The sequence below is a fragment of the Erwinia sp. 2186 genome, from assembly GCF_057812255.1.
This window is the reverse complement of the sequence record NZ_CM173824.1, coordinates 810184-830595: the sequence shown is the minus strand read 5'-3', so window position 1 is coordinate 830595 and position 20412 is coordinate 810184. Positions and strand designations below refer to the sequence as shown.

Below are 20412 nucleotides of genomic sequence, written 5' to 3'. Positions count from 1 at the left end.
GCCCTTCCCCTTGGTTAATTCTGTTGACCCTTATTGGTCAATTTTGAGACACACCATGGAAATTTATTGGTATTTAACCGCACCAGACGGTCACCAACCCTGGACGGCCTCCGGCAGCCGTCAGGTTAATTATGCTTACTTCCAACAGCTTGCCCGCGCGGTCGATCACCTCGGTTTTACCGGCGCGCTGCTGGCGACCGGCGCGCACGATCCGTGGATCCTTGGCGCATCGCTGATCCCCTATACCGAGCGGATGAAGTTCCTGATTGCCATCCAGCCGGGACTGATTTCGCCGACGCTGCTGGCCAAGATGGCCGTCACCTTTAACCAGTTCTCGAAAGGTCGGGTGCTGCTGAACGTGGTCAGCGGCGATAAAAACACCCTGAGCGCCTATGGCATGCATCTGGATCATGATGCCCGCTATGCGCTGAGCGATGAGTTTTTGCAGGTGTTGCGTCCGCTGCTCAATGAGGAAAGCGTTAATTTCAAAGGGGAACATCTCGACGTTGAAAACGCCAAACTGGCGCTGAGCAACGGCGGCTATCCGCCACCGCCATTGTGGTTTGGTGGCTCCTCCGAATCCGCGCAGGAAGTGGCGGCTAAGCATATCGATACCTATCTGTCGTGGGGCGAAACGCCGCCGCAGGCCGCTGAAAAAATCGCGCAGGTGAAGGCCAAAGCCGAAAAGCATCACCGCCAGCTACGCTACGGCATTCGGCTGTACGTGATCGTGCGCGAGACCGATGAACTCGCCTGGCAGGCCGTAGATGCGCTGTACGCCACCATGGATGACAAGGCGATCGCCGCCCGTCAGCAACTTGCCAACGGTTCCGATTCGGTCGGCCAGTCGCGGATGAGCGCGCTGCATAATGACCAGAAACCGGCCGATCCGCGTGAACTCGAAATCTATCCTGGCCTGTGGGCGGGTATCGGCCTGGTCCGTCCGGGTCCGGGCACGGCGATTGTTGGCAGCCCGGAAACCGTTGAACGCACGCTGCGCGCCTATCAGGACGCCGGGGTTGAGGTGTTTATCCTTTCCGGCTTCCCGCTGCTGGAAGAGGCCTACCGGTTTAGCGAGCTGGTGATGCCGCGTCTTAACCTCAGCCAAAGCGAACAGCAGCCGGACAACAGCTTTACCTGGGGCAATCTGTGGGACCGTCCGCTGGACCCGGAGGAAAAGCCGCGATGAAAATTCGTCTGGGCAGCCACCCCAACAATCTCTCGCTGTTTATTCTGCGCCATCGTGGAGTGATTGAACCGCTGGCCGCCGAACGCGACTGGCAGATCGACTGGTTTGATTATCCGCAGGGCGCGCGCAGCGGTGAGTGGCTGGCGGAAGATCGGGTCGATATTGTCGGCACCGGCTCCACGCCGCCGATAACCGCAGAGGCGGGCGGGCTGGACGTCGCCTATCTTGCGGCCTCACCGCCACGTGATAACAACTGCGCCTTGCTGGCGCTGAAGGGCAACCCGCTGACGTCGCTGGCCAACACGCGTCTGTCGGGCATGCCGGGCTCCTTTACCGATCATTTTCTGGCGCGCCTGCTGCATCAACAGGGCCTGAGCCGCAAGGACGTGACGCTGGTGGATATTCAGGGCGACGCGGCACTGCACGCGCTGCTGGCGGGTGAAATTGATGGCTGGCTGGCGGTGGATCCGTGGCTGGCGCGGGCGCTGACTCACCCGTCGACAGAAGCCCGGATGTCAGTCGGCAGTCAGATCGTTAACCGCTCGTTGTTCTGGACGCGCCGCGCCTGGCAGCAGGCGCATCCCGACGCGGCCCGCTGGGTGGTTGAACAGCTGGCGCACAACGATCGCTGGATTGAGCAGAATCCGATCCCGGCGGCGCAGATCCTCAATCAGCAGCTTAACCCGGCGATCTGCCCGGCCGAATGGCAGCAGACCCTGCGCGCCCGGCCATGGGGGATCATCCCGGCCAGTGACGCCTTGCTTAGCGAACAGCAGCAGCAGGCTGATGACCTTTTTGCGGTGGGCTTTATTCCCGCTGCCGTATCGGTGTTTCCCAGGAGAAAAGCATGACCCGTTGGATAAAAAGCGCGGCCCTCAGCGCGCTGTTGCTGTGCACAGGCGCGGTACAGGCGGCAGAGTCAATCACCCTGCGCATTGGATTTTTGCGCGGGCCGACCGATCTGGCGTTAGCCAAAGAGAAAGGCACGCTGGAAAAAGCGCTGGCGGCACATCAGGTCAAGGTGGTGTGGGCCGGTCCGTTTACCGCCGCTGCACCGGCGTATGAAGCGCTGAATGCCGGGGCTATCGACATGACCACCGGCAGCTCCACCGCCTTTGTGACCGCCATTGCCGCCGGCTCGCCGCTGCGTTTCTTTGCCTATCAGGCGATGCCTGCCGACGGTGAAGGCCTGGTGGTGCGCAACAGCAGCGAGATCCATTCACTGAATGATTTGCGCGGCAAAAAGGTGGCGGTCAACAAAGGCGGCACCGGCGAATACCTGCTTTCACGCGCGCTAAGCAGCGCCGGCATCCCGGAAAACGCCGTGCAGAAGGTCTATCTCAGCCCGTCGGATACCGGCACCGCTTTTGTCGGCGGCCATGTCGATGCCTGGGCCATCTGGGATCCGTTCCTGTCATTGGCGCGGCAGAGCTACGATGCGCGGCTGTTAAGCAATGGCAAACAGCTGGGCTCGGAGAATGCCGCCGGCTATTTTGTCAGCGACGCGTTTTATCAGGCGCATCCTGACGTGCTGAAGTGGGTGTATCAGGTGTTGCAGCAGGAGAACAGCTGGGCCAAAGCGCATCCGCTGGAGGCCGGGAAAATCTGGGCAGCGCAGATGGGGCAAATGGGCGAGGCGCTGGCCGCGCAGTTAGGCCACGTTAACACCGTCCCGGTGACGCCGGTTGATGACGCGGCAATCGCGCATATTGAACACATTGCCGACTGGTATCAGCAGCAGGGCTTGATCAAAAGCCGCCCGGATATTCGCCAGCATGTGGTGACGCTGACGCCGTAATTTTGGCAGCCTGTGGTGATGTTGACGCCGTAGTTATGCCAGCAATGGAGGGTGCCAGGGATGGCGCCGGACTTTGCCATGCAGAATGCGGGTTTTCGGCCTGCGCCAGTCCCACTCAGGAGAAGGTGTCGAACAGCCGCTGCCGTATCCAGCGATGCCCGGCCGACGTATGGGTGCGTTCATGCCAGGCGACGGTTTTGGTAAAACCGGGGATCGCCAGCGGCGGCGCCAGCAGCGTCAGCCCGTGGGTATTCACCGCCAGCCGTTTTGGCACCACCGCAATCAGATCGCTGTCGCGCAGGATTTCCGGCAGCACCAGAAAACTGGTGACCGACAGCGTCACCTTGCGCTTCAGCCCCAACGCCAGCAACGCACTGTCGGTCACGCCGGAAAACATCTCGCCTTCGTAGGAAACCAGCGCATGATCCAGCGCGCAAAAGCGCGTTAAGGTCAGCTTTTTCGCCGCCGCCGGATGTCCCTCCCGCAGCATACAGACATACTCTTCATCGAACAGCCGACGCGCGTGCAGCTCTGGCGGCGTGCTCTCCGGCGTGACGATAGCCAGATCGATTTCCCCGCGTTCAAGCTGCTGCTGCAACTGGCGGTTTTCCACCGGCCTGACGGCGATCTGTAGCCCAGGCGCCAGCGTGCGCAACCGGGCGAGAAACGGCACCACCACCGCCCGCAGCGCATAGTCCGTCGAGGCGATCGTCAGCTGCATCTCGCTTTGCGCAGGATCGAATGCCGCGGGCTGCAGCATCCCGTCGATATCCCGCAGGATTTTTGCCACCGGCTCCGCCAGTTCCAGCGCACGCGGCGTCGGCACGATGCCGTGCGGCGCGCGGACAAACAGCGGATCGTTAAAGCTCTCGCGCAGTCGTGCCAGCATGCCGCTGACCGCCGGTTGCGTCAGCGACAGACGACGGGCGGCACGGGTGACGTTGCGCTCCTCCAGCAGGGCGGAGAACGCTTTTAACAGGTTCAGATCCAGCGTTCTGATATCAGCCATGGTGATAACCAAAATAAAAAACGGTGATTAGATTTATGTCAGTCTGACACGCATGCTGTGGGTTATCCACTCGCTGCAGGCAGAAACGTTGCGCCGCCAGCGGGTGACTCTCTCACCACTGAACACAGGAATTCCCATGCTTAACGCCATCATCTGGCCTGAAGGCTATCTGCCAGGCACCACCGATAACAGCGTCTCCAATGAAATCATCGTCGCCGGCATTACTTCGGCTCAGGTCTGGGCGCAGTTGAATAACACCGCGCTGTGGGCCAGTTATTACAGCAATGCCGATGATATCCGTTTTCACGATGCCTCTGGCCCGGAATTGCGCGCCGGCGCACGCTTTCGCTTCACCACCTTTGGCTTCCCGGTTGAAGCGGAAGTGACGGAATACGTGCCGCCGGTGGCCGGTGAAGCGGCGCGCATTGCGTGGCATGGCTGGGTGGAAGGCGACACGGATTCGCGTCTGGATGTGCATCATGCCTGGCTGTTTGAGGATCTGCCGGGCAACCGCGTGCGCATCCTGACCCAGGAAACGCAGATCGGGAAACCCGCGCAGGAACTGGCGCAAACCCGCCCTAACCCGATGCTGAATGCGCATCAGGAATGGATCGACGGACTGGCATCAGCCGCGCAAAAAGCCCAATAAACAGCAACATGGCGCTAAAGTTTGCCTTAGCTAAGATGTCTTTTCTGTAACATCTTCAACAAATGTCACACTTTAGTGCCCGCATATGCATCTTTCGTGTCGTGATTTGGCCGGTAATCTCTATCATGAGACCAGAAAACGACTAAAAATAATGCGATTGCCGGTTAATGAAATTCAGAAATTTTGAAGAAGAAGAAAAGCTTTTTGTTCGCAGGGCCTTAGTCGCCTTTGGGATAGTAGTGGCAGGGTTTATTACGCTGGTGGTGAATCTGTACCACCTGCAAATTGAGCAGAATCAGTATTACCAGACCCGCTCCAATCAAAATGACATCAAAATGATCCCTATCGCCCCGACGCGAGGGATCATTTTCGATCGCAATGGCATCCCGCTGGTCAGAAACGTCACCTGGCATGACATTGAAATCATTCCCTATAAAATCCAGGACATGAAGGCGCTGCTGACCGAACTGACGCCGATTGTCGACCTGTCGCCTGACGATATCGATACCTTTACCCGCGCGCTGCATGCCGGTAGCCGTTATAAACCGGTGGTGCTGAAAACCGAGCTGTCTGATGAAGAAGTCGCCCGCTTCTCGGTGAACCAGTACCGCTTTACCGGCGTTAACGTCAGCAGCTACGAAGACCGACAGTATCCCTATGGGCCGGACCTGGCGCACGTAATCGGCTACGTGTCGAAAATAAACGACAACGATTACAAACGTCTTGATAAAGAAGGGGTTGGCGAGAACTATGCCGCCGACCACAACATCGGTAAGCAGGGTATCGAAGGCTATTATGAGTCGGTGCTGCACGGAAAAACCGGTTATCAGGAAGTGGAGGTGGATAACCACGGTCGGGTGATCCGCGTGCTGAAAGAAGTGCCGCCGGTAGCGGGTAAAAACCTCTACTTAACGCTGGACCTGCATCTTCAGCAGTATGTCGAAACGCAGCTGGTCGGTCAGCGTGCGGCGGTGCTGATCGAGAACCCGAAAGATGGCCAGGTGCTGGCGATGGTTTCCAGCCCGAGCTACGATCCCAATCCCTTTGTGAAGGGCATCAGCTACAAAGCCTATAAAGAACTGTTGGCGAACAAAGACCTGCCGCTGATTAACCGCGTGACGCAAGGTTTGTATCCACCTGCGTCAACGGTAAAACCGTATATGGCGATGTCCGCGCTGCTGACCCACGTCATTACGCCGCAAACCACCTTCTTCGGCGCACCGACCTGGACGCTGCCGGGCACCGATCGTAAGTATCGCGACTGGAAAAAAAGCGGCCACGGCACGCTGGATGTCACCCGCGCCATCGAAGAGTCGGCGGATACCTTCTTCTATCAGGTGGCCTTTATGATGGGCATCGACCGCATTCACACCATGCTCAGCCAGTTCGGCTACGGCAAACCGAGCGGCATCGATCTGAATGAAGAGTACAACGGCCTGCTGCCAAGCCGCGAGTGGAAGCAGAAGGTGCATAAAAAGGGCTGGTATCAGGGTGATACCGTCGCGGTCGGCATCGGCCAGGGTTACTGGATTGCCACGCCGATCCAGATGGTGAAAGCGCTGGATACGCTGATCAACAACGGTCGGGTGATCCAGCCGCACCTGCTGTATGAAGCCAAACAGGGCAAGAGCATCACCCCGTGGAAACAGACGTTGCCGGAACAGCAGATTGGCGATGCCAAATCGCCTTACTGGAGCCTGGTGCGCCATGCCATGTTCGGCATGGCCAATGCGCCCAACGGCACCGGCTATAAATACTTCCACACCGCGCCCTACGGCATTGCGGCGAAGAGTGGGACCTCGCAGGTGTTCGGCCTGCGGCAAAACCAGGTGTATAACGCCAAGATGATCCCGATCCGTCTGCGCGACCATATCTTCTATACCGCCTTTGCGCCGTTCAACGACCCGAAAGTGTCGATGGCGATCATCCTCGAGAACGGTGGCATCAACGGCGTCACCGCCGCGCCGCTGGCGAGGAATATTCTCGACCACATCTTCCTGCCACCAGACGTGGCCCCGATGCCGGTCACCGCCGATCCGACCAGCAACTTTACCGCCCAATAAGCCGTTTACTGCCCTGCCAGCGCGTTTGCTGGTGGGGCGATATATTCCGGTAGTTTCCAGAAAACATTCAGACATAAATTCTTCGTTAAAGAAGGTGTTACCCCTTGCCGATAAACGACAATGAGGTAATGTCTTATCTTCGTGCGGCCAGCGTTTATTGGCGACTGAATCGATTTTGCTGGAAAGTAAATGACTAACGAACTTAGCCTGTTAAACGGGCTGCGACGCCACTTTATCCGTAATGTCGTCACGCCAATGATTCTGGTGGTGCTGTTCACCTTCCTTGCCTGTGGATTTACCGCCTGGTGGGTCACCACCGTCAGCAATACCAAGGCGTTGGAAAAACAGCAGCAGGTCATCAGCAATATTTTTGCTCAGCATCTGGCTGAATATCTGCAACAGCACCAAAGCCTGTTGGGCTGGCCCGCGTTGCTGCAACAGTTGAATGCCACGCCGGCCGTGAGCAATCCCTTCGGACACTGGCTGAATACCCTGGCCGGTGATGACGAAGTGTACCTGTTAGATGCGCAAAACCGTCCTCAGTCGGTGTGGCTTAAAGGCGAACGGGTGACCAGCGAGCGTTACCTCGTCGTCAGAAACTCACTGCTGCCGTGGCTCGACAGCCTGCAACGCCTTTCCCGCACCGCTTCCCCGGCGTTTACCGGCGACTTTATTCGGGTCAACGGACGGGTGGCCGAAGTCGCCTTAGGCGAGGTGCCGGGCAGCGGCGGCAACAAGCTGATTTTCCTGCGCTATCTGCATTATAACTTTGTCGATTTCCTGCAACACCGTGGCGTGGTGAACGCCTTCCGCTTTACGCCCAGCTCACCCGCGAGCGACAACAGTGCCGGTTTCCTGCTGCAATCCCGTCTGAATATCCCGGTCAGCTACGTCTCCTGGCAACCGATGCGGCCCGGCAGCCAGATGCTGATGGTGACCGGACCGCTGGTGTTGCTGGCGATGCTGGCGATTACGCTGATGTGCATCAAGATGACCCGCCGGCTGTGGACCTCGTCGCTGAAGCTTTCCGAATCAATGCAGAAGCTGGAAGCCAGCGAAGCGCAGGCGCAACAGCTGGCGCTGCACGACGTGCTGACCGGCCTGCCCAACCGCGCGGCAATGGAACAACAGCTGACGCAGCGATTGAGCAATCTGTCCGCAGAGGGCGAAAATATTGGCCTGCTGCTGCTGGATCTCGACCGCTTTAAGATGATTAACGACACCTACGGCCATCACACCGGCGACGATTTGATTGTGGAAATTGGTCAGCGGCTGTCGGCGCTGTTAAGGCCGGAAGATGCCGTGGGCAGGTTGGGCGGCGATGAGTTTGTGGTGGTGGTCAATCACCTGCAGGACGATCGGCAGATCACCGCGCTGTGTCAGCAGATTATTGCCTGCCTGACCACGCCGGTCACCTTGCAGGGCAATCGCCTGTGGGTGGGGGTCAGCATCGGCATTGCGCTGGCGCCGCAGCATGGTACGCAACGCCAGGAGCTGATGCGCAAGGCGGATATCGCGTTATATGCGGCCAAGGCCGAAGGACGCGGGCGCTACCATATGTTTGTACCGGCGCTGGACGACGCGCTGATTAAGCGTCAGCAACTGGCAGAAGAGTTGCGGCTGGCGCTGGAAAACACCTGCGGGCTGGCGCTGTGGTATCAGCCGATTATGGATATCAGCGGCACAAAAATGCTCGGCATTGAGGCGCTGCTACGCTGGCAGCATCCGACGTTAGGGCCGGTTTCCCCTGCCGATTTTATTCCCATCGCCGAAGAGACCGGGCTGATCATTCCGCTGGGCGACTGGGTGCTGCAACAGGCGGTGAAGCGGGCGAAAACCTGCCCGCATCTGAAGATGTCGATCAACGTGTCGCCGCTGCAATTCCTCGCCGGTGATTTTATTGCCCGCGTGAATGAGATTGTGCAGCAGCATGACGTTAACCCAAGGCAGATTGAGCTGGAAGTGACCGAAGGCGTGATGCTGGAAGATAAGCAGCAGGCGCTGCATACCATTCAAACGCTGCGCGCGGCGGGCTTTAGCATTGCGCTGGATGACTTCGGCACCGGCTACTCCAGCCTGAGTTACCTGACGCAGTTCCCGGTGGATACCCTCAAAATTGACCGCTGCTTTACCCAGTTGCTGGGGATTCAGGCGCAGGCCAACACCATCGTCTCCTCGGTAATCAAGCTTGGCCACTCGCTGGGCCTGTCGGTGACGGCGGAAGGGGTGGAAACCGAGGAGCAGCGGCTGGCGCTGGCCGCCGCAGGTTGCGATAAGCTGCAAGGCTTCCTGCTCAGCCGCCCGCAACCCGCAGACGTGCTGTTCGCCGCGGAGGCGGTGTAACCGGAGCGGTAAGATAAGCCTCAACAAGGCAGTAACATTAACGGCGCAGGACGATTTGCGGCACCGCATCCTGACTGTGGTGATGAACATGCAGATCGGCCTGATACCAGCGGGTTAAGGTGGCTTCGGTCATCACCTCAGCGGGCGTGCCTTCTGCCACCAACCTGCCCTGATGCAACAACAGCATACTGTCAGACCACAACGCCGCCAGATTCAGATCGTGCAGCACGCAGCACACCGTCAGCTGACCTTTGCGGGTGAGCTGATGCAACAGGCGCAACGCGTGTTGCTGATGATACAAATCCAGCGCCGAGGTCGGCTCATCCAGAAACAGCCAGCCACGCGGGCCGTCATCGTGCCAGAGCTGCGCCAGCGCGCGCGCCAGCTGAACACGCTGCTGCTCGCCGCCGGACAGATGGCGATAGTCGCGGTCGGCAAGGGTATCGCTGCCGGTTAAGGCCATCACCTCGTCCACCACCGCTTTGGTGCGCTGGCCCGGCCACGGCGAACGGCCCATCGCCACCACTTCCCTGACCGGCAGAGGAAACTCGACGTGGCTTTGCTGACGCATCACCGCGCGGGTCTGCGACAGATGCTCGCGCGACCAACTGCCGAGCGGTTTGCCTTCCAGCAGGCAATCGCCCGCCGCCGGTTGCAGATAGCCGGTCAGTAAGCGCAGCAGCGTCGATTTCCCGGCACCGTTTGGCCCGATCAGCGACACCATTTCGCCGGCGCGCAAACTCAGCGAGACATCATCAATCAGCAGCCGCTGACCAACGCGCCAGCTGAGGTTTCTCCCTTCCAGCAGCTTAGTCATAACGGCCCTCCTGGCGGCGCAGAATCAACCATAAAAACCACGGCGCACCCAGCAGACTGGTCAGCAACCCCACCGGCATTTCCGCCGGTGCGACCACCGTTCTCGCCAGCGTATCGGCAATCAGCATCAGGATCGCCCCGGCCAGACCGGCCCCCGGCAATAGCCAGCGGTGATCGCTGCCAATGCACATGCGCATCAGATGCGGCACCACCAGCCCGACAAAGCCAATCACCCCGCTCACCGCCACCGAAGCGGCCACCATCAGCGCGCTCAGCACCAGCAAAATGCGCTGGGTGTGCTTGACGTCCACGCCCAGATAATGCGCCTCTTCATCGCCCAGCTGCAGCAGGTTCAGCCGCCGGGCCTGCCACTGGGTGGCGACCATGGCGGGCAGGATAATCACCGCGCTGGCGATAACCGTGGACCACTGCGCCTGCCCCAGCGAGCCCATTCCCCATAAGGAGAGCTGGCGCAGCTGCTGATCGTTGCTGATCCACGAGAGGACGCCCACGGCCGCGCCGCAGACGGCATTAATAGCAATGCCCACCAGCAACAGCCGTGAAAGGGTGCCGCTGCCAGAGCGGCTGAGGGTAAAGATCACCACCGTGACCGCCAGGCTGCCGATAAAGGCCGCCAGCATTGGCCACCACAGCGCTAACATCGCCGGCAGGCTCAGTGGGATCACCACCGAAATTGCCACCATCAGCGCGGCACCACTGCTGATGCCCAACAGCCCCGGATCGGCCAGCGGATTGCGAAACAGTCCCTGCATCACGCCGCCGGATAACGCCAGCGCCGACCCGACCAGCACCGCCAGCAACACGCGCGGCAAACGGATGTTCCACCAGATTTGCCAGACCATGCTGTCGCGGGTTGACTGCCAGACCATCGGCAATGACAGGCGCATCGCGCCAATGTTGGCGGCAAACACCACGATGGCCACCATCAGCACTACCATCAGCACTAAGCGTCGCTGAATATGCTGTCCGTTCATTGCGCGAGGGCTTCCGCCGCTTTACGCAGTTTGGCAATCGCGCCTGGCGTTTGCAGGCCAAAGCCCAGCAGCGCCATTTCATCAACCACCAGCACATTTTGCTGCTTACCGGCCGGGGTCAGCGCCAGACCTGGCAGCTGCCACAAATTCTCTTCGCCGCCCATGCCCTTCAGCCCGTCCGCGCCAATCACAATCAGCTGCGGCGCACTGGCCACAATCCCTTCCTGGGTCAGCGGCTGATAATGCGGAATATTGCCCAACGCATTTTGCAGCCCGGCGCCACGGATCGCGCCATCGGCCGAGGTGCCGCTGCCTGCGCCCATCGCTTTCATTCCGCTGTGGTTAAGGATATACAGCACCTTCACCGGCAGCGGTTTGTCCGAAATGCCAGCCAGCTGTTTATCCAGCTTCTCCTCCAGCAGTTTGCCCTGTTCTTCGCGGTGCAGCGCGGCGGCGATGGTAGCAATTTTGCTGTGGATAGCGCTCAGTTCAGGCTTGCCGGTGACGGTAATAACCTTGACGCCGGCCTGCTCAACCTGCTGCAGCGCCAGAGACGGTTTGGACAGTTCGCTGGCGATCACCAGCGTGGGCTTCATCGCCAGAATCCCTTCGGCATTCAGCTGGCGCATGTAACCCACATTCGGCAGTTTGGTCGCCACGGCCGGTTGCAGACTGGTGGTATCACGGGCGACCAGATTTTGCTGCGCATCCAGCGCATAGATGATCTCCGTAACGTCGCCACCAATCGACACTACCCGCTCTTCGGCCAGCAGTGAAAAAGGCAGCGCCAACAGCGCAATCAGCCACAGTTTCATGCCGCTTCTCCTGCACCGGTCAACTCAGCCAGCTGTTCACGCCAGCGACTTTGTTCCGGCTGACCTTCGCTGCGCTGTCCGTACAGCTGGGCAATCTGCGTGCCGTCAGCGGCAAACAGTTCCAGGCTGGTGACAAAGCCGTCAGCGGTCGGCTTGCGGGTGATCCAGCTTTCGCTGATGGTGTTTTCCATCAGGTGCAGGGTGAAGGTCGGGTTGAAGATATTGATCCAGTTGTCCACCGGCACCAGCTTCTCAACCGCGCCGGTAAAGATCTGCACGCAGCCACGGTTGCCGATGAAAATCATGATTTCGTTGCCGTCTTGCTGCGCCAGTTTCAGCAGCGCGTTCAGCGTGCCGTTATCGACTTTCAGCGCCAGATCGCTGGCCACCGAGCGGAACGCCTGCTGACGGGAGATATTGTGGCGCTTCAGTAAACCGAAGAACTGATGCACGTCGGTCATCGCACGCCATTCCTGCTCGATCACCGCCGCATCGGGCTGGTTGGTCTGGACAGGTACCGCCGGCGTCAGATTCAGCGCCGGGGTTTCAGCCAGGGTGAAGTCGGCAATCAGCGCATCCCACGCCGCCTTGTCGGTGGCCGCCGTGGTGTAAATTTTCAGGACCGCATCGCCGTGTGCATCAAAAATCTGGATGCTGTGACGCTCGCCGCGTTCCGTTTTTTCTACCAGCGAAAACGCACTCTTCCACTGGGAAGGGAACAGGCGCTGATCGAGCGCGCGCGGGTTGAGGATCAGACCGGCGTGGCCACCCAGATGCAGGTTTTCATACCGTCCCACCTGCTCATGCACCGCGTAAGCGTTACGGGTGATGGACTGGGTTTCGCCCACCGCTTCCAGCGCCGGCAGCAGCGCGGTGAAGTCAGGACGCAGCGCCACCGCATCGTTCAGCGTTCTGGCCTGGGTCAGCTCCGCTTCACTGATGTTCATCAGATCCGCCAGGTCGCGGGCATACTTTTTCGGGTGCTCAGCTTTTAACGACTGATAACGCTGATAGAGGGTATTCAGTTCCATTTGCTCTCCTTGACGCCCTGCACGCGGTGCAGGGCAATGGGTAATAAAACAGGGTAATCAGAAGTCGACGTTCACACCCAGCTGGAAAGTACGGCCAGGCATCACCGCCAGCGCGTTGTCGTACGCATCCTGGTTGGTGGTGTTGGTCAGCTCGCGGCTGCTGAGGTAATCCCAGTATTTACGGTCGGTCAGGTTATAGATCCCGCCGCTGACCTTGACGTTTTTCGTCGCCTGCCAGTAAGCGGTCATATCCACCATACCGTAACCCGGTACGCGCATATATTCTTCACTGGAATCGGTTAAGGTGCTGCCTGCCGCGTTGGTGTAGCTTTCACGGTTGGTGGCGGTGGCCTGCTTTCCTTTCACAAAGGTGGCGGTCACTGCGGCACCGTAGCGTTTGGCCGGATCGTCCCAGGCCACGCCAACAATGGCTTTCATCGGCGCGACGCTGTCCAGATCGACGTAGCTGTCGCCGGAGTAGCTGGACTTCGATTTACCTTCGCTGTAACCCAGTGCGAAGGTGGCGCTCAGGCCGTTAACCTCTTCAAACCAGGTGCCAAAGTTCACTTTGGTGGTCACTTCACCGCCATAGATATACGCCTTATCGCGGTTTTCTGCCTGGTAAACAGTGTAGATATTGGACGGCACGTTGGTAAAGCGGGCCGGGCTGCCGGCGCGGGTATAACGCGTGTAGGCAATGAAGTTTTCGTAGGTGTTATAGAACACCGCGGTTTTTAGCGTCACGCCATCCACCACCTGCCCCTTCATGCCCCATTCCAGGTTGTTACTGGTTTCGGTTTTCAGATCGCTGTTACCAATCAACGCATACTGCGCCGGACCGGCATAGTTTGAACCGAGGTTCCACGAGCCGTACAGCTGGCTGGCGTTAGGGAACTGCGCGCCACGCTTGTACTGCACATAGGTCATCAGTGATGGCGTGATGTCGTAGTTGAAGCTCAGCGATGGCAGAACCTGGGTGTCCGAGTTCTCTTTGCCATACAGGGTGTTCAGCTCGGACTCGTCCAGCACGGTGCTGCCGGTGGTCAGGCTGGAGAGGTTTTGTGGCTTGGTGGTCTGATGCGCCACCCGCACGCCCGGCACGATCGAGAAGCCGTGACCGTCCAGATCGAACTGGATTGCATCCTGCACAAAGGCACCCAGCGCATAGCTGCGGCTGTCGGACTCCGGCTGCATGATCGCCGAATAGACGCTTGGGGCCGGTTCTTCCCGGAACGGACGTTTCGTCTCGGTGACACGACCGTTCAGGCCGGCGCTCAGCTCGTGGCGACCCAGCGCCTTGCTCAGCTGCGTTTCGAAGCCGTAGGTATCGACATCATAGTTTGAGTAGACGCGCTCCTGGCTGCTGGTGCTGATGGGCATCAGGGTGTTGTCGTGCGCCTGGGTCTGCTGGTAATAGACTTTGTTGCTGAGGGAATCGATAAACGCATTGGCTGGCGTCCACTCATCCTTCAGGCTGACGCCCCAGCGGCGGGTATTACTCTGCTGTTGCGAGGTGCCGAGAATGCTGCTGCCCGCCGAGTTCCAGGTGTCGTAATGGGTGTGGTTGGTCTTGTCGTAATAATCGACGGTGCCGGTCAGCTTGTGCTCGTCATTGGGCTGCCAGATCGCCGAGGTCATCAGCGCATTGGAGTGCCAGTTGGCCGGATAGGCATCGATGGTGCCGCTGTTATTGCGGGTTTGCTGGCCGTCACGGCGGCTGTAAACAAACACGCCACGCAGCGTTTCGTCGCCGGCTGCGGCGGTAATGCCGTTATGCCAGCTGCGGTTGGCCGAGTCGTAATCAGACTGATAACCAAAGTAGGTCGCTTTATACGGCGACAGGTAATCGTCGGCGGATTTCGGCTGGAAGGAGACCGCGCCGCCAATGGCGGTGTTGGCCGTCGCCGTTGAGGTCGCACCGGATTCAATGTCCACCTGGCCGTACATATACGGGTCGAGATAGTCACGGCCGATGCCGAAGGTGTTTAATCCGGCGCGGCTGACGTAGCTGCGGCCGGTGGCATCCGGCTGCGGAATGCCGTCCACGTCCAGTCCAACGCGGTTACTTTCCAGACCACGGATGTTGTAGCCGGTATAGCCGCTGCGGTCGAAGCCGCTTTTGCCAGCGGACGATCCGCCGCTGACGCCGGTGGCGCTGATTAACGGCTCATAGCGCATCACCGAGCCAAAGTCGTTGGTGCCCTTTTGCTGCATTTCTGCGGCGGTAATGGTGGTTTTGCTGCCCGCCTGTTTTTCCGGCTCGGGCGCGGTCACCGTCATGACGGCTTCCGACTGGCTTTTCTTGCCGGAGATCGCCAGTGGCGTGCCAGAATGGCTGGCTTCAGGAAGTGGTGCGGTGGTGCGTGTTTCAGCAGCGATGCTAAAACCGGTGGTAACCAGCGTGCCGAACAGCACGGACTTCTGGATAAACCCCTGAGAATTGAAAGATTTGCGCATTTAGTAAGCCTTTATTCTTTATTAGTATCGACTCATACATTGCGGCCGCAATCCAACAAGATTGCGAAAACTCCATACGCATCCGGCGCTGTGTAGGTCATTCCATGACGACTGTCAAACGCGAATGATAATGAGATTGATTCTCTATATCAACAACCTCCACAATTAATTCACAATGTTAAAAAAGCGTCAGCAACACCCACTTGACAGTGCAGCAACCAACGCCGGAAGATGAGCGCCTGTTTTTAGAGAAGGACATCGCGATGAAAACCGCTCCTGCCATCACCATTCACTACTGCTCGCAGTGCAACTGGCTGCTGCGTGCCGGCTGGATGGTGCAAGAATTACTGCATACGTTCAGCACCGATTTAGCCTCGGTCAGCCTGGTGCCCGGCACCGGCGGCATTTATCAGATCTTGATTGACGAGCACATTATCTGGGACCGTAAAACCGACGGCGGCTTCCCGGAAGCCAAAGAGTTGAAGCAGCGCGTGCGGAACTTCTGCTTCCCGGAGCGGGAACTGGGACATATCGACACGAAATAACCCCTGCGCGGGCGGCATCATCCTTGTGTCATCCGGCGGCTTCACGCTAAACTTAGCGCCGCATCGCTGCCCTTGCTGGCAGAAAGATGACACAAGGGCCGGAACAGGCCCGATAACAAGAAACACCCCTCACTTACCTGCCCTGCCTGAAGACCTGCGCTCCCGCCCTGGCTGGAGTAACTTCTCATCGTTAATTAAGTGCACCCTTTTCTATGGATACGTTAGATTCAGCTACACCCGCGCGTGGCGTCGGCCCGCTGCTCTTTTCCCTTGCGCTGGGCGCCTTCGCCATCGGCCTGAGTGAGTTCGTGATTATGGGACTGCTGCCGCAGGTTTCCAGCGCGATGAACGTCAGCCTGGCGGAAGGCAGCAAATTTATCAGCTACTACGCGCTCGGCGTGGTGGTTGGCGCACCGCTGTTCTCCCTCAGCACCGCCCGTTTGTGCCGTAAACATCAGCTGATGATTTTTATCTCGCTTTTTTTAGTCGGCAACCTCAGCAGCATGCTGGCCAGCAATGCGCATATGCTGGTGATTTCCCGTTTCCTGAGCGGGCTGCCGCACGGTGCCTTCCTCGGTGTAGCCGCGCTGGCTGCGGCGTCACTGGTGGAAGAGAATCGCCGTGGACAGGCGGTAGGCAGAGTGATGTTGGGCCTGACGCTGGCGTCGTTGCTGGGCAACCCGGCGGCGACCATGCTCGGCGAACATCTCGACTGGCGCTGGGCATTTGCCTGCGTCTCGGTGCTGACCGTGATTGATGCGCTGCTGATCTACAAGCTGTTCCCGGTGCAGAAAGAGCATGAGCAGAGCTCGCCGTTGAAAGAGATCCGTGGCCTGGCGAACCTGCGCCTGTGGTTAACGCTGGGGATTGCGGCGATTGGCTTTGGCGGCATGTTTGCGGTGATCAGCTATATCACCCCGATCCTGACCATGGCGGCGCACCTCTCCACCTTCTGGCTGCCGTTCGTGCTGTTCGCATTTGGTCTGGGCATGGTGATTGGTAATCTGGCGGGTGGCCGTATGGCTGACGGCAAAATCATGCTGTCGATTTTCAGCATCCTGGCGTGGAGCGTGGTGGTGCTGACCATCTTCCCACTGCTGATTGGCACCATTACCGGCCTGATGCTTGGCGCGTTCCTGGTCGGCACTAACCTCGCCCTGTGCGCACCGTTGCAGGTGCGTCTGATGCAGGTGGCGGGCAAAGCGCAAACGCTGGCCGCCACGCTGAACCATTCGGCGTTTAACATCGCCAACGCGCTGGGTGCCTTCCTGGGAGCGTATGTGGTGCAGCAGGGTTATCCGATGACGCAGACCGCCACCTACGGGGCCATCCTGCCGGTACTGGGCATGATGATCTTTATGGTGGCGCTGCTGAAAGAAGTGGCTGACCGTAAAAACACCGGCGTGAGATCGACCGATTTGATCTGATGTTGCTAACGGCCAGGCGCCCTGCCTGGCCATTCACTGTTTTACGCTTTCTCCGCCACAACCGGTTTGGTTCGCAACGCGGCATAAATCGTCAGCGTGGCAATCAGTAACGCCATGGCGCTGCCCATAAATACCCCTTTCGCCCCGGTAATATTGAAGATGACCCCGCCTGCCGCCGCACCGATGGTAATCGCTAACTGAATAGACGCCACCAGCAGACCGCCGCCGCTTTCTGCCTCATCCGGCATGGTCCGGGTGATCCAGGTAGACCAGCCCACCGGCACGGCGCCAAACGCCATGCCCCACAGCGCCACCAGCACCGCATCCACCAGCGGAGCCGATCCCATCACCACCAGACCGACACCGAGCAGGCCCATCGCCAGCGGCATACCGATCAGCGTGCGGTGCAGGTTACGCTCCAGCAGGATGCCGGCAATCAGCGTACCGGCGAAGTTCGCCACGCCAAAGCCCAGCAGGATCACCGACAGCCCGTTGACGCCGACCCCGGTGACGCTTTCGAGGAACGGACGCAAATAGGTGAAGAAGGCGAAGTGGCCGGAGAACACCAGAATGATCGCCAGCAACGCGGTCTGCATGCCGGGACGGCGGATCAACGCAAACATTGAACTGCTTTTGCCCACCTGCGTCGACGGCATTTTCGGCAGTGCGGCAACCTGCCAGGCCAGCGCCAGCAAACCAATCACCGAGGCGGCGACAAACACGTTTCGCCAGCCAATCAGATGACCAAAGTAGCTGCCCATCGGCGCGGCAACGATAGTGGCAACCGACACGCCGCTAAAGACGATCGACAGCGCGCGCGGGATCATCGCTTCCGGCACCAGCCGCATGGTGGTCGCCGCCGCCAGCGTCCAGAAGCCACCGATGGCAATCCCCAGCAGCACGCGGCCGGCGAGGATAAAGCCCAGGTTCGGTGAAAAGGCCACCAGCAGATTGGAGACGATCAGCATCACCGAGAACATCAGCATCACCCAGCGGCGATCCAGATTACGGGTGGCTGAGGCGCTGAAAAAGCTGGTCAGCAGTGCGAATACCGCGGTAATGGTCACCGCCTGCCCGGTTACGCCTTCCGTTACGCCAAGACTGGCGGCCATTGGCGTCAGCAGGCTGGCGGGCAGAAATTCTGCCGTCACCAGTCCAAACACGCCAAGCGCCATCGAAAATACCGCGCCCCACTGGGGCTTTTCCTCTGCCATGCCGGCCTGTTTGAGTGTGTTCATTGCATGCTTTCCGTAAGAAGAAGTGAGTGTACAGAGTAGTGGGCTGCCGCCGGATGGTCTATGATGTTAAATCCGTATTTATTGATTCTCCGTCCGGAAGGATAGCCACCGTGATCACAGAAACCCACGATCTTGCCAGCGAGCTGCTGCTGGGAATGCGCCTGATGGGCGTGCAGTACAAGCGGATTGAGCTGGCGGCGCCGTTCGGCGTGGGCTTTATTAATGCGCCAGGTCAGGCACAGTTTCACTTTGTCAGCCGCGGTCCGGTGATGCTGAAAACCCAGGGCGGCAATCTGTATACCCTGAATACCGGCGATGCGCTGCTGCTGCCGCAGGGCACCGATCATATGCTGCTCTCCTCGCCGGATGTGCCGTGCAAAGACGTGCGGTCGTTTGAATCGACGCCGGTGTGCGGCAACGTTCGCTGCGTGAAGGCCTGCCCGTCCGAGGTGCCGGAAGCCGCGTCGGTGCTGATTTTCAGCGGCAGCATGGAGTTCGATCTGGGCGGCATGCAGATGCTCATCAGCGCGATGCCGGAAGTGCTGCTGGCCGATACGCTGATCCACAAATACCCGGAAGTTCAGCCGATGCTCGATGCGATGGAGCGTGAGTCGCTGAGCCGCAGAGCGGGTTACGCGGGGATCCTGTCCCGGCTGGCGGACGTGGTGGCGTCGTTTATCGTGCGCGGTTGGGTGGAATCGGGATGCGGACAGGCCGGCGGCTGGCTTGAAGCGCTGCGCGATCCGCGTCTGGGTAAGGCGCTGGTGGCGCTGCATCGCGAGCCGGGCAAAAACTGGACGGTGGCACAGCTGGCGTCCGAGATGGGCAGCTCCCGCTCGGTGTTTGCCGAGCGCTTCCTTGCGGTGACCGGCATGACGCCGGTGCGCTATCTGACCGAATTACGTATGCAGCTGGCCGTGCAATGGATCGGCCGCGATGGCGAAGCGATTGAAACGGTGGCCTGGCGTCTGGGATACGGCTCGCTGGCCGCCTTCAGCCGGGCCTTTAAGCGCACCGTTGGCAAAACCCCCGGCGCGCTTCGCACCGAGGAAACGCAACGGCTGACGCAGGGCGCCGCCTGAGTACCTTTTTTTACCGTTACGCCAGATACTTATTAAACCAGCCGAGGGTTCTTTCCCAGGCCAGATCGGCGGCTTTCTTGTCGTAGCGCGGAGTGGAGTCATTGTGGAAGCCGTGATTCACCTCCGGGTATATGTGTGCTTCATACACCTTGTTACTGGCCTTCAGTGCGGCCTCGTAGGCCGGCCAGCCTTCGTTGATGCGCGTATCCAGCCCGGCGTAATGGATCAGCAACGGTGCCTTGATGCGCGGGACATCTTTGGCATCCGGCTGACGGCCATAGAACGGCACCGCCGCAGCCAGCTCGGGATAGGCCACCGCAGCGGCATTGGCCACGCCACCGCCGTAACAGAAGCCGGTGATGCCGACCTTTCCAGTGGTGCGCAGGTCCTGCATCATAAATTCGATGGCGGCAAAGAAATCGTTCATTAATTTGGTCGGATCGATCTGCGCCTGCATCTCGCGCCCTTTCTCATCGTTTCCAGGATAGCCACCCAACACGCTCAGCCCATCCGGTGCCAGCGCGATAAAGCCGGCTTTTGCCAGCCGGCGCGCCACGTCTTCGATATACGGATTCAGTCCCCGGTTCTCATGCACCACCACCACCGCCGGCAGCTTGCCGCTGGCCTTCGCCGGACGCACCAGATAGCCGCGCACGGTTTTATTGCCGTTGGGCGAAGGATAGTGAATGTATTCCGGCAAAATATCCGGATCGGTAAATTCCACCTGTTCGGCCAGCGCATAGTTAGGGCTGAGCGAGGTCAGCAGCGTCGCCGCCGTCAGGCCGCCCACCGCAAACTTGCCCGCCAGCGACAGAAATTCGCGCTTATTTATTTTGCCGTGAACGTAGTAGTCATAAATTTCGAGGAGTTCGGGGGAGAAATCTTTCGCGGTCAATCGGGACATATCAATGCTCCTTACACGCCAGAGAAGGGGAAATGATGCTCAGTAACAGTC

The 20412-nt window shown here is 59.3% G+C and carries 17 protein-coding genes; 9 read left to right on the top strand and 8 right to left on the bottom strand.

Going from position 1 to position 20412, the window contains the following annotated elements; genetic code table 11:
* Positions 1-55 precede the first annotated feature (55 nt).
* From ACXKZG_RS03825 to ACXKZG_RS03815, 3 genes are read left to right on the top strand one after another with little or no spacing between them, the layout of a single operon-like run.
* Positions 56-1189 carry an LLM class flavin-dependent oxidoreductase gene (locus ACXKZG_RS03825; RefSeq protein WP_013203769.1) on the top strand — a complete coding sequence of 378 codons (1134 nt, stop codon included), beginning with the start codon at positions 56-58 and terminating at the stop codon, positions 1187-1189.
* Positions 1186-2040, top strand: a complete 855-nt coding sequence (locus ACXKZG_RS03820; RefSeq protein ID WP_488875727.1) for an ABC transporter substrate-binding protein — start codon at positions 1186-1188, stop codon at positions 2038-2040. Before ACXKZG_RS03825 ends, ACXKZG_RS03820 begins: the two co-directional genes overlap by 4 nt.
* Positions 2037-2987: an aliphatic sulfonate ABC transporter substrate-binding protein gene (locus ACXKZG_RS03815; protein ID WP_488875726.1), complete on the top strand. Its 951-nt coding sequence runs from the start codon at positions 2037-2039 to the stop codon at positions 2985-2987. The genes ACXKZG_RS03820 and ACXKZG_RS03815 overlap by 4 nt, the downstream gene beginning before the upstream one ends.
* A gap of 115 nt (positions 2988-3102) precedes the next feature.
* Here ACXKZG_RS03815 and ACXKZG_RS03810 read toward each other — a convergent pair whose 3' ends face one another.
* On the bottom strand, positions 3103-3996 hold the full coding sequence (locus tag ACXKZG_RS03810) for a LysR family transcriptional regulator (protein ID WP_488875725.1): 894 nt from the start codon (positions 3994-3996) through the stop codon (positions 3103-3105).
* A 136-nt stretch (positions 3997-4132) separates the two neighbouring features.
* Between ACXKZG_RS03810 and ACXKZG_RS03805 the strand changes: the two genes are divergently transcribed.
* From ACXKZG_RS03805 to ACXKZG_RS03795, 3 genes are all read left to right on the top strand, one after another.
* Positions 4133-4645: an SRPBCC domain-containing protein gene (locus ACXKZG_RS03805; protein WP_488875724.1), complete on the top strand. Its 513-nt coding sequence runs from the start codon at positions 4133-4135 to the stop codon at positions 4643-4645.
* 167 nt (positions 4646-4812) lie between these two features.
* On the top strand, positions 4813-6708 hold the full coding sequence (mrdA, locus tag ACXKZG_RS03800) for a penicillin-binding protein 2 (RefSeq protein WP_013203774.1): 1896 nt from the start codon (positions 4813-4815) through the stop codon (positions 6706-6708).
* A 189-nt stretch (positions 6709-6897) separates the two neighbouring features.
* Positions 6898-9051: a putative bifunctional diguanylate cyclase/phosphodiesterase gene (locus tag ACXKZG_RS03795; RefSeq protein WP_134822729.1), complete on the top strand. Its 2154-nt coding sequence runs from the start codon at positions 6898-6900 to the stop codon at positions 9049-9051.
* Between the two features lie 37 nt (positions 9052-9088).
* On the opposite strand, the gene ACXKZG_RS03790 is transcribed toward ACXKZG_RS03795, so the two are convergent.
* From ACXKZG_RS03790 to ACXKZG_RS03770, 5 genes are read right to left on the bottom strand one after another with little or no spacing between them, the layout of a single operon-like run.
* Positions 9089-9868: a heme ABC transporter ATP-binding protein gene (locus ACXKZG_RS03790; RefSeq protein ID WP_013203776.1), complete on the bottom strand. Its 780-nt coding sequence runs from the start codon at positions 9866-9868 to the stop codon at positions 9089-9091.
* The gene (locus ACXKZG_RS03785; RefSeq protein ID WP_407919948.1) at positions 9861-10826 is read right to left on the bottom strand and encodes a FecCD family ABC transporter permease; all 966 of its coding nucleotides are present in this window, start codon (positions 10824-10826) and stop codon (positions 9861-9863) included. Before ACXKZG_RS03785 ends, ACXKZG_RS03790 begins: the two co-directional genes overlap by 8 nt.
* 32 nt (positions 10827-10858) lie before the next feature.
* Positions 10859-11677, bottom strand: coding sequence for a heme/hemin ABC transporter substrate-binding protein (locus tag ACXKZG_RS03780; RefSeq protein WP_105760187.1), 819 nt, complete (start codon positions 11675-11677; stop codon positions 10859-10861).
* The gene (locus tag ACXKZG_RS03775; RefSeq protein ID WP_105760188.1) at positions 11674-12708 is read right to left on the bottom strand and encodes a hemin-degrading factor; all 1035 of its coding nucleotides are present in this window, start codon (positions 12706-12708) and stop codon (positions 11674-11676) included. The genes ACXKZG_RS03780 and ACXKZG_RS03775 overlap by 4 nt, the downstream gene beginning before the upstream one ends.
* Before the next feature lie 57 nt (positions 12709-12765).
* A complete protein-coding gene (locus tag ACXKZG_RS03770; RefSeq protein ID WP_488875723.1) occupies positions 12766-15165 on the bottom strand; it encodes a TonB-dependent receptor domain-containing protein in 2400 nt (799 codons plus the stop codon).
* A 263-nt stretch (positions 15166-15428) separates the two neighbouring features.
* On the opposite strand from ACXKZG_RS03770, the gene ACXKZG_RS03765 reads away from it, so the two are divergent.
* Entirely contained in the window at positions 15429-15710 is a 282-nt protein-coding gene (locus ACXKZG_RS03765) for an Rdx family protein (RefSeq protein ID WP_488875722.1), read from the top strand.
* A 212-nt stretch (positions 15711-15922) separates the two neighbouring features.
* Entirely contained in the window at positions 15923-17137 is a 1215-nt protein-coding gene (locus ACXKZG_RS03760) for an MFS transporter (RefSeq protein WP_488875721.1), read from the top strand.
* Positions 17138-17178: 41 nt separating this feature from the next.
* Here ACXKZG_RS03760 and ACXKZG_RS03755 read toward each other — a convergent pair whose 3' ends face one another.
* On the bottom strand, positions 17179-18375 hold the full coding sequence (locus tag ACXKZG_RS03755; RefSeq protein ID WP_013203783.1) for an MFS transporter: 1197 nt from the start codon (positions 18373-18375) through the stop codon (positions 17179-17181).
* Between the two features lie 113 nt (positions 18376-18488).
* On the opposite strand from ACXKZG_RS03755, the gene ACXKZG_RS03750 reads away from it, so the two are divergent.
* Complete coding sequence (locus tag ACXKZG_RS03750) at positions 18489-19457, top strand: AraC family transcriptional regulator (RefSeq protein ID WP_206403690.1); 969 nt, start codon at positions 18489-18491, stop codon at positions 19455-19457.
* A 16-nt stretch (positions 19458-19473) separates the two neighbouring features.
* Here ACXKZG_RS03750 and yghX read toward each other — a convergent pair whose 3' ends face one another.
* Positions 19474-20361, bottom strand: coding sequence for a YghX family hydrolase (gene yghX / locus ACXKZG_RS03745; RefSeq protein ID WP_488875720.1), 888 nt, complete (start codon positions 20359-20361; stop codon positions 19474-19476).
* Between the last annotated feature and the right edge of the window lie 51 nt (positions 20362-20412).

Coding starts and splice junctions, on each gene's coding strand:
- ACXKZG_RS03755 (WP_013203783.1), bottom strand. CDS start 18,375: ATGAACACACTCAAACAGGCCGGCATGGCAGAGGAAAAGCCCCAGTGG.
- ACXKZG_RS03795 (WP_134822729.1), top strand. CDS start 6,898: ATGACTAACGAACTTAGCCTGTTAAACGGGCTGCGACGCCACTTTATC.
- ACXKZG_RS03775 (WP_105760188.1), bottom strand. CDS start 12,708: ATGGAACTGAATACCCTCTATCAGCGTTATCAGTCGTTAAAAGCTGAG.
- ACXKZG_RS03825 (WP_013203769.1), top strand. CDS start 56: ATGGAAATTTATTGGTATTTAACCGCACCAGACGGTCACCAACCCTGG.
- ACXKZG_RS03805 (WP_488875724.1), top strand. CDS start 4,133: ATGCTTAACGCCATCATCTGGCCTGAAGGCTATCTGCCAGGCACCACC.
- ACXKZG_RS03785 (WP_407919948.1), bottom strand. CDS start 10,826: ATGGTAGTGCTGATGGTGGCCATCGTGGTGTTTGCCGCCAACATTGGC.
- mrdA (WP_013203774.1), top strand. CDS start 4,813: ATGAAATTCAGAAATTTTGAAGAAGAAGAAAAGCTTTTTGTTCGCAGG.
- ACXKZG_RS03820 (WP_488875727.1), top strand. CDS start 1,186: ATGAAAATTCGTCTGGGCAGCCACCCCAACAATCTCTCGCTGTTTATT.
- ACXKZG_RS03765 (WP_488875722.1), top strand. CDS start 15,429: ATGAAAACCGCTCCTGCCATCACCATTCACTACTGCTCGCAGTGCAAC.
- ACXKZG_RS03770 (WP_488875723.1), bottom strand. CDS start 15,165: ATGCGCAAATCTTTCAATTCTCAGGGGTTTATCCAGAAGTCCGTGCTG.
- ACXKZG_RS03780 (WP_105760187.1), bottom strand. CDS start 11,677: ATGAAACTGTGGCTGATTGCGCTGTTGGCGCTGCCTTTTTCACTGCTG.
- ACXKZG_RS03810 (WP_488875725.1), bottom strand. CDS start 3,996: ATGGCTGATATCAGAACGCTGGATCTGAACCTGTTAAAAGCGTTCTCC.
- yghX (WP_488875720.1), bottom strand. CDS start 20,361: ATGTCCCGATTGACCGCGAAAGATTTCTCCCCCGAACTCCTCGAAATT.
- ACXKZG_RS03815 (WP_488875726.1), top strand. CDS start 2,037: ATGACCCGTTGGATAAAAAGCGCGGCCCTCAGCGCGCTGTTGCTGTGC.
- ACXKZG_RS03790 (WP_013203776.1), bottom strand. CDS start 9,868: ATGACTAAGCTGCTGGAAGGGAGAAACCTCAGCTGGCGCGTTGGTCAG.
- ACXKZG_RS03760 (WP_488875721.1), top strand. CDS start 15,923: ATGGATACGTTAGATTCAGCTACACCCGCGCGTGGCGTCGGCCCGCTG.